Below are 12,432 nucleotides of genomic sequence, written 5' to 3'. Positions count from 1 at the left end.
CTTACATGCTTATTAAATAATTCTTTTGATACATTTTCTCATAAATATCTTTACTAAACATATAGAGTTGTGCGGGCTTTTTAGAAACTCCAACTTGTTTTTCATCCAAAGGAATAATGTATTTTTTATTGATGAGTTTTCTTCTAAAATTACGATTGTCTATTTCTATGTTTAATATAGATTGATACACATCTTGTACTTCATTAATGGTAAACTTATCAGGCAACAATTCAAAAATAATAGGTTCTGCCAAACATTTAACTTTTAAATCTTCATAGGCTTCTAGAATAATTTTTTCATGATCAAATCCTAATTCGGGTAAATCTGTAATAGGAAACCATTTTGCCTGGTATTTATTTTTGTTCACATCTACATCTTCTGTTTTTACTAAAAAATAATAGGCAATCGTAACAGTTCTAAAGTTAAAGGCTTCGTTATCTATCCAAAGCATGTCTTTTTCGTTTTTTAAACGATTAGGATCTCCAAAAGCTTTGAACTGTTTTTTATAAGTATTGGTTAATCCTGTTAACTCTTTTAACACACGTGTAGCTGAGTCATCTAATGTTTCATGCTCATATATATGATATCCTGTTAACACATAATCATCCACCAAAACTTCAGATCCATCTTTAGATTCTAAATAACGTTTGATTAATAATAGGTTTAATGATTTTGTTTTAGGGTCATAACCAAAAACAACACAATCAACAGAGATGTTCGGGTTCTTTATAAATTCCATAGCTAATACAACGGTTCTAATGATTAATTTATTGTGCTCTTAAATCTATTAAACGTTAAAAATACATTATAAATAATTTAATACACTTTAAGATATCCACAAATATAGTAATAGTATTTTATAAAATCACCACTAAAACACTAGTATTTGTTGGATTTAAGTAATTTATCATCAAATAATTTAATTATTATTTGTTTTCTACTATTTAATTTATATACATTTGTAAAACAAACGTCAATTATACGTTTTATAGAAAACAACTAATTTAAATACCTCTATATCATGAAATCAAAATTGGATAAAAATCAAATCATACAAAACAAAACTAGTTTTACGAACAAAGTAAGTTTGTTAAAAAAAACATTGTTTGTATTGTTTTTAGGATTCACTACTATGAATGCACAAACTGAAACAGAAGTAGCAGATACCTACCAAGCTTTTAATGGGGGAGTCCATATTAAAAACATGCACCTATGGCACGGATTTGTAGTAAATTCTGGAGCTATGATTGCCACCAACTTAGAATTTAACTCTAGAGATAAAAAATACACATTTGGAGTATGGGGAGGAGCAAGTTTTGCAGGTACCGATGTAGTAAACAAAACAACAGGAGAAAACGTAAGTGCTAACTATAAAGAGTTTTCTATATATACGGCTTATCGTTTTTCTGATAAATTTTTTATAGAAGCAGTATCACACAACAACTACACTGGAGTAGAAGAAAGAGGAGATACCTTACACTATTGGAGTTACGATATTACACAAGGATATAATTTTGTAGATGTAAACTTTGGTTATAACATTACCCCTAATACATTATTATACTTAGCAACCATTATAGGTGGGGGTTCTGGTGATTACGAAACAAAATCTGATGGTTCTACAGAAAACTCTTGGACTCATTATTTTGAAGTAAAAAGTAAAGTATGGGAAAAAGAAGAGGCTAGCTTATCTTTATTTGCAGGAGGAGCATGGTCTTTCTTAACAGACAAAACATTTTACACCAAAGGACAAGGAAACTTAATTAATGTAGGGGCTACTTTAAATAAAAAAGTAAACCTAGGAAACTTTAAATTACCTGTAGAAGTAACAGCAATGTGGAATCCGGAACAAGAAAAAACGGTTCTTCAAGTAGATTTCACTATCTTTTAATAACAACAAACACTATTTAATAAACGAACAACTTAATTCTATATATATTATGAAAACAACAAACATAAAATTTAGTTTCAAACAAATTTCAAAAGTAATCTTAGCAGGTGCTTTGGCTTTAAGTGTAACAAGCTGTGTAGAAAAATTAAATTCATCTAAATCAGATACAAGTACAAACACAGAACAAACAGGAGAACTAATAGAAAGTGCTATAGATCTTACAGGTAAAAAAATAGGATACTGTACACCTTCTTTAAACGCTCCTTATTACCAAGCTTTATTGCAAAGCATTAAAAGTACCACAGAAAAAAATGGAATGGTATTTTTATCTGCCGATGGACAAGATGACATCAACAAGCAAATTGCTGCAGTAGAAGATTTAATTACCAAAGGAGTAGATGCCTTATTGTTAAACCCTAAAGATCCTGATGCTTTAGTAGGGGTAACTAAAATGGCAAAAGCAGCTGGAATTCCAGTATTTATTATAGATAGTTCTATCAACCCTAAAGCAGATTATGTAACTACCGTACAATCTAACAACTTGGCAAACGGAGCTTTAGCTGGAGAATGGTTGGTAAAAAACTTTAAAGGGAATAGAATGAATATTGCTTTGTTAAGTGGTAACGCAGGAAACCCAGTAGGAAGAACCCGTAAACAAGGATTGTTACAAGGTATTACAGAAGAGCAATTAAGAACACAAGGAAAAATTGACTTAAACGTAAAAACACAAGCCTATACAGAATGGTCTTATGCAGGAGGGTTAAAAGCTATGGAAGATATTTTAGTAGCACACCCAGATATTAATGTAGTGATTACTGAGTCTGATGTTTGTGTATTAGGAGCTATTAAAGCCATTGCCCAAGCAGGTAAAACAGATGATATTTTAATTGTTGCAGGTGCCGATGGTCAAAAAGAAGCTATTAAATACATTATGGATACAGATTTTTACGGATGTACAGCCATGAACAGTCCTGTACAAATAGGTAAAAACGCAGTACAATATGCTATTGAATACATGAATGGTAAAACAGATTTTGCTAAAACATCGTTTACGGCTCCTTTATTAATTACCAAAGAAAATGCAGCTCAGTACTACAATCCAAAAGCATTATTTTAATAGTTAAACCGATACAATATGCAAAATTCAACAAGTGACTACCGACTAGAAATGACTGGAATATCAAAAAGTTTTGGTGTTGTGTCGGTACTAAAAGATGTAAACATTAAAGTAAAACCTGGAGAAATTCACGCTTTACTTGGAGAAAACGGTGCCGGAAAATCTACTTTAATTAAAATATTAAGTGGAGTGCATCAAAAAGATAGTGGTCAGGTTTTATTAAACGGACAAGAAATCAATCCTAAAAACACACACGATGGTCAGGTATTAGGAATTAGTGTGGTGTTTCAAGAATTGTCTTTAGTAAATGACTTATCAGTAGCCGAAAATATTTATCTACACAAATTAGGGAGTAGTAAATTTTGGATGAACTGGAAAGAAATTACTAAAAACGCACAAGACTTAATTGATTCTTTAGGGTTTGAAATTGATGCCTCGGCTATTGTTAGAGACTTAAGTATTGTCCAAAAACAAGTGGTAGAAATTGCCAAAGCTTTGTCCGAAGACACAAAGGTTTTGGTTTTAGATGAACCCACAACCGTTTTTGATCCTAAAGACACACAAAAGTTATTAGACAATCTGTTTAAGTTAAAAGAAAAGGGAATTTCTATTATCTACATTTCTCATCATTTAGAAGAAATTTTTAAAATAGCAGATACCATTACCGTATTAAGAGATGGTGTAGATACTGGAAGTATGCCAACAGCAGAAACCCATACAGATCACGTAATTCGTTTAATGATTGGTAGAGAATTAAAGGATTTATACCCTACACGTACGGCTAAAATTGGAGATACTCCCATTTTTGAAGTTAAAAACTTAACCGCAAAAGACAACCTGGTACACGATGTTTCTTTTGCCGTAAAACCAGGAGAAGTCTTAGGAATTGCAGGTTTAGGAGGAAGTGGTAGAACCGAAATGGCAAAGCTTATTTTTGGATTGTACAAAAAGAAATCTGGAACCATTCTTTTAAACGGAAAAGAAATTAAAACCAGCTCTCCAGTAGAAGCTGTAGCACACAAAATAGGATTTGTATCAGAAGACAGAAAAGAAGAAGGGGTCTTTTTACCACTGTCTATCAAAAAGAATATTAGTGTGACTAATTTTGGTTTTATCTCCAACAAATTTGGCTTTCTAAAACTAGACAAAGAACAAGAAAATGTTTCGGATTTAATTAGCAAATTAAATATCAAAACACCTAGTTCAGAAGTAACGGTAAAAAACTTAAGTGGAGGAAATCAACAAAAGGTAGCCTTGGCAAAATGGTTAAGTATAGATAGTAAAGTTATTATTATTGATGAACCTACACGTGGAGTAGATGTAGGAGCTAAAATTGAAATTTACAATCTAATTAATGAAGTTGCCGAAAAAGGAGTAGCAGTCATTGTCATCTCGTCAGACATGCCCGAAATAATGGGAATTGCAGACAGAATTCAGGTAATGCACACAGGTAGCATCTATGGGGAACTATCTAAAGCACAATTTTCTGAAGAAAACATTTTACGTTACGCAATTGGAAAAGAATTAAAATAAACTTACTTATCAAAAAATAAACAAAAATATTATGGCTTTAACTATAAAACAACAACTAAGCAGCCCAAGGGGATGGCTTAACTTTTTAATCAAGCACAACACAATTTTTATTTTCATTTTATTGGTTGTCTTTTCAGCCTTTATTTCTGATGTGTTTTTCACATCGGTAAACTTATCAAACTTATTAAAGCAAGTATCGGGAATTGGAATTATTAGTATTGGGATGCTGATTGTAATTCTAACCGGAGGGATAGATTTATCTGTAGGTTCTATGGTCGCTTTACTTGCGGTAACCTTTGCCATACTGGTAAACACTATAGTATTGCCTCTTGCCATTATATTAACCATTGCCATTGGGTTTGGACTGGGAAGTATTGCAGGGTATTTGGTTGCTTTTCAAAAAATGGCTCCATTTATTGCAACGTTAGCCTTAATGACCATTGCCAGAGGTTTAGGGTTTATTTATTCTAAAGGTTCTCCTATTACTTTTGAAACGGCAGGAGGATTGTTTATGTCTAATTTTGCAAACAACTCAACCTTAGGAATTCCTAACATTGCTATTGTCTTTTTTATCATTGTAATGGCTGCTATGGTCATGTTAAAATACAATGTATTTGGACGTTTAATTATTGCCATGGGTAGTAATGAAGAAGCAGCTCGTTTGTCTGGAATTAAAGTAAACAAATACAAGTTTTTAGTTTATGCTATTTCAGGAGCTTTGGCTGCTACGGCTGCTATTATTGTGGCTTCTAGAACCAACTTAGGATCTCCTAACATGGGAATGGCCTGGGAATTAGATGCCATTGCTGCGGTAGTTATTGGTGGTGCTAGTTTAAATGGAGGAAAAGGAACCGCTATTAACACGTTAATGGGAGTTCTTATTTTAGGATTGATAGGAAACATTTTAAACCTATTAAATGTACCCTCTTATCCACAACAAGTAGTAAAAGGAGCAATTATTGTGTTTGCCGTGTTATTACAACGTTTTGAAACCAAATAATTTTAAAAGAAATCAAAATGAAAAGTTACAAATTAAACAATCAGAACTTAGCAAAATTTAAAGATCAAGTTGCTGTTCCTACATATGATAGAAGTCAAGTTAAAACAGGAATTGTACACGTAGGTATTGGTGGTTTTCACAGAGCACATCAAGCTTTGTATACCGAACAATTATTACACAATCCATCGGTAAACCAATGGGGGATTTGTGGAGTAGCCTTGTTAGACTTTGATCAAAAAATATACAACACCTTAAAAGAACAAGATGGTTTGTATACACTAGTCGTTAAAGAACTAGATGGGACCTTTACCAAAAGAATTATTGGTTCTATAGTAGAGTGTTTATTTGCTCCAGAAGATCCATCAAAAGTGATTGAAAAAATGGCCAGTCCAGACGTAAAAATCATCACTTTAACCATTACAGAAGGAGGATACAATTACAACGAAGCTACGGGAGAATTTAATTTTGAGAATCCACAGATTCAGTCAGATATTGAAAATCCACAGGCTCCTAAAACCATTTTTGGTTACTTAACACAAGCTTTAAAATTAAGAAAGGAAAGAGGGTTGCCAGGGATTACCATACAATCTTGTGATAACATTCAAGGAAACGGACACATGACTCAAAAAATGTTGTTGAGTTATGTAAAAGTTGCAGCTCCAGAATTGGTTTCTTGGATAGAAAGTAACGTTTCTTTTCCTAATAGCATGGTAGACAGAATTACTCCAGCAACAGCACCTTCTGATATTGTTGATTTAAAAGAAACTTCAGGAATTGAAGATGCTTGGCCAGTGGTTTGCGAACCTTTTAAACAATGGGTAATTGAAGATGATTTTGCTACAGAAAGACCTGCTTGGGAAACTGTAGGAGCACAGTTTGCAAAAGATGTAGTTCCTTATGAAAAAATGAAGTTGAGCTTATTAAATGCAGGACATTCCGTTTTAGGAATACTGGGTTCTTTATTAGGATACAATACCATTGATGAAGTAGTACACAACCCAAATATTAGTACTTTTTTAAAAGGATACATGGATGAGGAAGTAACACCTACTTTAGGAACCTTAGAAGGAGTAGACTTAGAAGTGTATAAACAATCTTTAATAGAACGTTTTGGAAATAGCAATATCAAAGATCAATTAGACAGAATTTGCTCTGAGAGTTCTGCTAAAATTCCAATTTTTATGTTACCAACAGTGCAAGCCCAATTAAAAGACAAGGCATTGGTAAAACGTGCAGCTTTTGTATTAGCAGCTTGGGCGGTATACAGTATAGGTACCGATGAAAAAGGGAAGGAATTGGTCATTAAAGATGCTTTAAAATCTACATTACATACCAAAGCACAAGTAGCACAAAAGAATCCAACAGCGTTTTTAGACATAGAAACTGTTTTTGGAACATTAAAAGAGTCTGCTGTATTTGTACAAGCATACAAAGAAGCTTATGAAAACATAACCACACACGGAGTAGAAAAATGTGTGATTGAGATAAACAATACCCTTTAAGACCAACAAAATGAAAAATATAATTTGCTTCGGAGAAGTGTTGTGGGATGTATTTCCCGAACATAAAAAAATAGGGGGAGCTCCTTTAAATGTAGCCGTAAGACTACAATCTTTAGGGAATCATGTTTCATTAATAAGTAGTGTAGGTAAAGATGGAGATGGTGAAGAAATTATAGATTTCATTCAACAAAACAAAGTCAGCTCATCACTAGTTCAAAAAGATGCTGTTTTAGAAACAGGAAAAGTAAAAGTAACCTTAGACCCAACAGGTTCTGCTTCGTATGATATAAAATTCCCTACAGCCTGGGACAACATTCAGTTAACAGACCAAGCAAAAACGGCTTTACAAACTACAGATGCTTTTGTTTTTGGAAGTTTAGCATCTAGAGATATTACCTCTAGAAATACGTTGTATGAATTGTTAAAACTAGCTCCTTATAAAATATTTGATGTCAACCTAAGAAAACCACATTACAGTGCAGATGTATTGAATCACTTAATGTGTGAGGCTGATTTTATCAAATTTAACGATGAGGAGATTTTAGAAATTGCCCAAAATTACGATACCTCTATGGAATCCTTAGAGGAGGCTGTAAAATTAATTGCTCAAAAAACCAATACAAAATCTATTTGTGTAACCAAAGGAAGCAAAGGAGCTATGTTGTATTACAACAATGTGTTTTACAACAACCCAGGCTACCCAATAAAAGTAGTTGACACCGTAGGAGCTGGGGATTCTTTTTTAGCTTCTTTAATAGATCAACTATTAAAAGAAACCCATCCACAAAGAGCTATAAATTTTGCTTGTGCCGTGGGAGCTATTGTGGCTAGTAGTAAAGGAGCCAATCCTAAAATTGAGCAACAAGCTATTGACGAAATTATAAATGCCTAAAATTTTGAATACCCTTTTTAAAGTTAAGTACCCCAATAGTTAAGTTTGACCTCCTGTGTTTTGCGTTTAAAAGCGTAAAGAAACAGGAGGTTTTTTAATGCGCTAACTATTTTGTATCTTAAAAAGAGAATCCTAAAAAAAAGTTAAGTATGTTTTTATTTAAATCCTTATTATTCCTCCAAATACCTTCAGAAATTCCACATCCAGATCACAACAAAGCTCTTGATTTTTCGAACCCGATGGAAGTCATTTTTTACCTAGGAACTCCCATTGTAATCATCATCTGTGTTGTTCTATTAAGAAAGAACAAAAGAAAGCATTAATCTTAATGCTAAAGAATTCATTTTAAACTTGTAAAGCATAAAAATGAATTGTTTATGAATACAGAAATAAAGAAAAACTGGTTAAAACAACTCTTTTTTTACCTGTTCATAATAAGAATCACTTACTGGAATATTAATAGTACCCAATAATAATTCTCTAGACTTTAAACTAGTTACTTTAGTTTTGTTAACAATATAAGAGCGATGTACACGAAGAAACAAATTGGCATCTAACGTTTTTTCCAAAGCTTTTAAAGTCTGATTGCTCATCACTTTTTGAGTGTTGGTATGAAAAATCACATATTCACTATCACTTTCTATATAAATGATGTCATTTAGTTTTAATTTGTGCAAATCATAACCAGACTTTACGGTAATACTTTGTTCTGCTATGGGATTTGAAATGGCTAACGTTTGTAGTTTGTTCACCGCATTTAAAAAACGTTCAAAAGTAATGGGTTTCAATAAATAGTCTAAAGCATTCAATTCAAACCCTTTTAAAGCATATTCTGAATAAGCCGTGGTAAATATAACCTTGGTAGTAGGAGGAATCATTTTTGCAAAATCTGTTCCTTTCAAATCAGGCATTTGTATGTCTAAAAACACCACATCAATGGAATTGTTTTTAAGCGTAGCCATAGCCTCTAAAGGATTGTCATAAGAAGCAACCAACTCTAGAAAATCTAGTTTATCTACATATGTTTTTAACAACATTCTAGCCAACTCCTCATCATCAATAATAATACATTTAAACATGCTTGTTCAATTTTAAATTTACTTGAAAAACCCCTTCTTCCGTATGAATAGCTAAGGTATGTTGGTCAGGATAAATAATAGACAACCTCTTTTTTACATTCTCCAAACCAATGCCTCCCACTTGATCTTTGCTAATAGCAGAAGAAGCAATACTATTGCGAACGCTAAACAAAATTGCATCCTCTATTTCTGTTAATTCTATGTGAATAAAAGTATCGGTAATACGCTCTATATTACTGTGTTTAATAGCATTTTCAACAAAAGGAATTAACAACATAGGAGCAATAGAAATTTGTGAGTTTTTTATTTGGTAACTAATTTCTATTGGGTATTTACTACTGCTTTTTAAAGAAAACAATTGCAAGTAGTTTTCTATGTATTGAATTTCTTTTTCTATGGGAACAAAAGCTCGTTCACACTCGTACAATACATAGCGTAACATGTCTGATAGATAACTAATACTCTGTTGAGTTTTGTTAGAATCCATTACAGATAAAGCATATATATTATTTAGTGAATTGAATAAGAAATGAGGATTGATCTGAGATTTTAACAACTTTAATTCAGTTTGTAAATTCTCGTTTTTACTTCTAATAATTTCCTCATCCTTCTTTTGAGCAAACAATAAAATTTCGATAACTGTAGTTAAACTATAAGAAGAAAACAACAACAAAAGAGTCATAAACACCCGTGGTGACAGAAATTTTCTGGCAGCTTGCCTTCCCATAGGAGGACGTGGCATATTTTTGAATCGTACTGTTTTATCAGGGAATTGTAAGCATACATAAGAAACCACAAATAACAAGACCAATGATAGGGATACAAATAACAAATACTTTTTTTCTACTAAAAGTTGAGGAATTAAATAATAAACCAAACTAGCAATAATGAGTATTTGAGATAGAAAAGACAAGGTATTCTCTCTTACAAAGGAGATATCCCAAGATTTTTGTGCCCATAAAATTAACCATATAAGCAACCAAAACAGGAGCTGAGAAATAAATCTTTTTGTTGTATTCATAACACAAATTAAGTGAAATAAAAATCAATTCAAGACTCAAAACCTTCCTGTTTATAGACTTAGAACCCCTATTTAAGGTTGCTAAAACCCGATTCACTTAAAAACAAGCCCCATTCACAGAATTAGGGTAGGGTAATAAATTACATAGTTGTTATATATACATAACACATAAAAGTATTGTAAAATGAGAAAAGTATATATTCCATTTTTAGTAGTACTTCAAGCCGTTTTTATTTGTGCTTGTGCTACTGATCATATGGAAAACATCACATCAGAAGAAGAAACTACAACTGGAGGAGGAACAACCACAAGTGAAACATATACAGAATTGTATGAAGATACAGATTTTGAGACAACCGATTGGACAGGGGACACCCACAGTAAAAATGCAAATCCTAATTTTGATGAAATTTTTGAAGATAATGCCGTAAAACGATTAGATATTGTAATTACAGAAGAACGTTGGCAAAGTATGTTAGAGGACATGACTGCTAACTACGGAGCCTTTGGCGGAACTGGCGGTCGTCCTGGTGGAGGAGCTGGATTGATAGAAGTTGATGAAAACCCAATTTTTGTACCTGCCGAAATTAGGTATAAAGAGAAAGAATGGTACAGAGTAGGAGTTCGTTTTAAAGGGAATTCTAGTTTACAATCTACTTGGTCTAATGGAAATTTAAAATTATCATTCAAACTAGATTTTGACGAATTTGAAGATGAATACCCACAAATAGACAATCAGCGTTTTTATGGATTTAAAAAACTAAGTCTAAAGAACAATTATAACGACAAATCTATGTTACGTGAAAAAGTAGCTACCGATGTCTTTAGAGGTTTTGGACTCGTTAGTTCTCATGCAGCATTTTACACCGTATATGTAGATCATGGTAATGGGCCCATATACTTTGGAGTATACACCTTAGTAGAAGAAGTTGATGATACGGTAATTGATACACAGTTTTCTAACAATGATGGAAATTTATACAAACCAGACGGTGATGCAGCAACCTTTGCTGTAGGTACTTATAATGAAGAGGAGTATGTAAAAAAAACAAATGAAGAGGATGCAAACTTTTCAGATGTCTCTAATTTACTAGCCATTGTAAATGCAAGTACAAGAACTAGTGACCCTGAAACATGGAGAGCAGACTTAGAAGCTATTTTTGATGTAGATGTATTTTTAATATACTTGGCCGTAAATACCGTCATTCAAAACTGGGACACGTATGGTAGAATGACACACAACTATTTTTTATACAACAATCCAGATACAGCCAAGTTAAATTGGATTCCTTGGGATAACAACGAAGCCTTACAAACAGGAAACAGAGAAGGTTCTCTTGCCTTAGATTTTTCAGACTTAAATGATTCCGAATGGCCACTAATTGGTTATATCTATAATGATGCAATCTATAGAGCAAAGTACGATTCTTATGTAGGAGATGTAGTTGAGACTGTTTTTAACACAAGCATTATGCAGATCAAATACAATGCTTATGCAACCTTAATAGAACCCTACGCTACTACAGAAAAGCAAGGCTATACGTTCTTAAATTCAAGTTCAGATTTTCAATCGGCAATCAACACCTTAAAAAGTCATGTAACTTCTCGTGTGGCTGCAGTTAAAAATTATTTAAAATAAGAGAATACTATAAACCAGTCCCTACATAGTTTTTGAGGAGCTTAATTCCTTAGTAAAGGGGTTTCACTTAAAAGAAACCCCTATTCACAGAAAACTCAAATTACATACATAGAATAACTGCATCTTTGAACCATAGTTAATCATAAAAACACATAAAATGAAAAAATCAATCGTAAAAAAAGGTTTCTTAGCAATAGCTTTCATCACATTAGGAACCCTACAAGCAAATGCTCAACAAGGTAATAGAGAAGAACGTAAAGGTCGTCCAAGCTTTGAGCAATTATTAGAAAAAATGGATACTAATAATGATGGAAAACTGTCTAAAGAAGAAACAAAAGGACCTATAGAAAAGCACTTTGACAAAATTGATACAAATAAAGATGGTTTTATTACCAAAGAAGAATTAGAAAATACTCCTAAGAAAAAAGGAAAGAAAAACAGTAAAAAGAAAGGAAAAAAGTCTCGTCTTACTTTTGAACAGGTATTAGATAAAAAAGATACAAACAAAGATGGATTGATTTCTAAAGAAGAAGCTAAGGGACCTTTAGAAAAGCATTTTGAGAAGATAGATACCGATAATGATGGGTTCATCAACAAAGATGAATTTGAAAACGCTCCTAAACCAGAAAGAAAAAAAGGAGGAAGAGAAGCGTAATAATAAATTTGTTTTTTACAGATAATAGGCCTAGTAGCAATAGTTACTAGGCTTTTTTATGTTAATCAACCTCCTAAAACCTTTATTTGTACATATATCTCCT

At 32.6% G+C, this 12,432-nt stretch carries 11 protein-coding genes; 8 read left to right on the top strand and 3 right to left on the bottom strand.

Annotation, left to right across the window (positions count from 1 at the left end; genetic code table 11):
- Position 1: 1 nt before the first annotated feature.
- Complete coding sequence (locus tag GGR97_RS12650; protein ID WP_167898890.1) at positions 2–739, bottom strand: NUDIX hydrolase; 738 nt, start codon at positions 737–739, stop codon at positions 2–4.
- A 282-nt stretch (positions 740–1,021) separates the two neighbouring features.
- Between GGR97_RS12650 and GGR97_RS12645 the strand changes: the two genes are divergently transcribed.
- From GGR97_RS12645 to GGR97_RS12620, 6 genes are read left to right on the top strand one after another with little or no spacing between them, the layout of a single operon-like run.
- Entirely contained in the window at positions 1,022–1,891 is an 870-nt protein-coding gene (locus GGR97_RS12645; RefSeq protein WP_167898889.1) for a hypothetical protein, read from the top strand.
- A 49-nt stretch (positions 1,892–1,940) separates the two neighbouring features.
- Positions 1,941–3,008, top strand: coding sequence for a substrate-binding domain-containing protein (locus GGR97_RS12640; protein WP_167898888.1), 1,068 nt, complete (start codon positions 1,941–1,943; stop codon positions 3,006–3,008).
- Positions 3,009–3,026: 18 nt separating this feature from the next.
- Positions 3,027–4,541, top strand: coding sequence for a sugar ABC transporter ATP-binding protein (locus tag GGR97_RS12635; RefSeq protein ID WP_167898887.1), 1,515 nt, complete (start codon positions 3,027–3,029; stop codon positions 4,539–4,541).
- Positions 4,542–4,572: 31 nt separating this feature from the next.
- Positions 4,573–5,541 carry an ABC transporter permease gene (locus GGR97_RS12630; protein WP_167898886.1) on the top strand — a complete coding sequence of 323 codons (969 nt, stop codon included), beginning with the start codon at positions 4,573–4,575 and terminating at the stop codon, positions 5,539–5,541.
- A gap of 17 nt (positions 5,542–5,558) precedes the next feature.
- Positions 5,559–7,043: a mannitol dehydrogenase family protein gene (locus GGR97_RS12625; protein ID WP_167898885.1), complete on the top strand. Its 1,485-nt coding sequence runs from the start codon at positions 5,559–5,561 to the stop codon at positions 7,041–7,043.
- Between the two features lie 10 nt (positions 7,044–7,053).
- Positions 7,054–7,935 (top strand): carbohydrate kinase family protein, encoded by an 882-nt coding sequence (locus GGR97_RS12620; RefSeq protein WP_167898884.1) that lies wholly within the window; start codon positions 7,054–7,056, stop codon positions 7,933–7,935.
- 404 nt (positions 7,936–8,339) lie between these two features.
- Here GGR97_RS12620 and GGR97_RS12615 read toward each other — a convergent pair whose 3' ends face one another.
- Both GGR97_RS12615 and GGR97_RS12610 read right to left on the bottom strand, forming a co-directional pair.
- A complete protein-coding gene (locus tag GGR97_RS12615; RefSeq protein WP_167898883.1) occupies positions 8,340–9,014 on the bottom strand; it encodes a LytR/AlgR family response regulator transcription factor in 675 nt (224 codons plus the stop codon).
- Positions 9,007–10,035: a sensor histidine kinase gene (locus GGR97_RS12610; RefSeq protein ID WP_167898882.1), complete on the bottom strand. Its 1,029-nt coding sequence runs from the start codon at positions 10,033–10,035 to the stop codon at positions 9,007–9,009. Before GGR97_RS12610 ends, GGR97_RS12615 begins: the two co-directional genes overlap by 8 nt.
- Before the next feature lie 184 nt (positions 10,036–10,219).
- On the opposite strand from GGR97_RS12610, the gene GGR97_RS12605 reads away from it, so the two are divergent.
- Together GGR97_RS12605 and GGR97_RS12600 are read left to right on the top strand one after the other, a co-directional pair.
- Positions 10,220–11,674, top strand: coding sequence for a CotH kinase family protein (locus tag GGR97_RS12605; RefSeq protein ID WP_167898881.1), 1,455 nt, complete (start codon positions 10,220–10,222; stop codon positions 11,672–11,674).
- A gap of 157 nt (positions 11,675–11,831) precedes the next feature.
- Positions 11,832–12,329: an EF-hand domain-containing protein gene (locus GGR97_RS12600; protein ID WP_167898880.1), complete on the top strand. Its 498-nt coding sequence runs from the start codon at positions 11,832–11,834 to the stop codon at positions 12,327–12,329.
- Positions 12,330–12,432 lie beyond the last annotated feature (103 nt).

This window comes from Wenyingzhuangia aestuarii, assembly GCF_011927765.1.
Classification (GTDB): Bacteria; Bacteroidota; Bacteroidia; order Flavobacteriales; family Flavobacteriaceae; genus Wenyingzhuangia; species Wenyingzhuangia aestuarii.
Note: the sequence above shows the minus strand (reverse complement) of the source record. Positions and strands in the feature narration are given on the sequence as shown.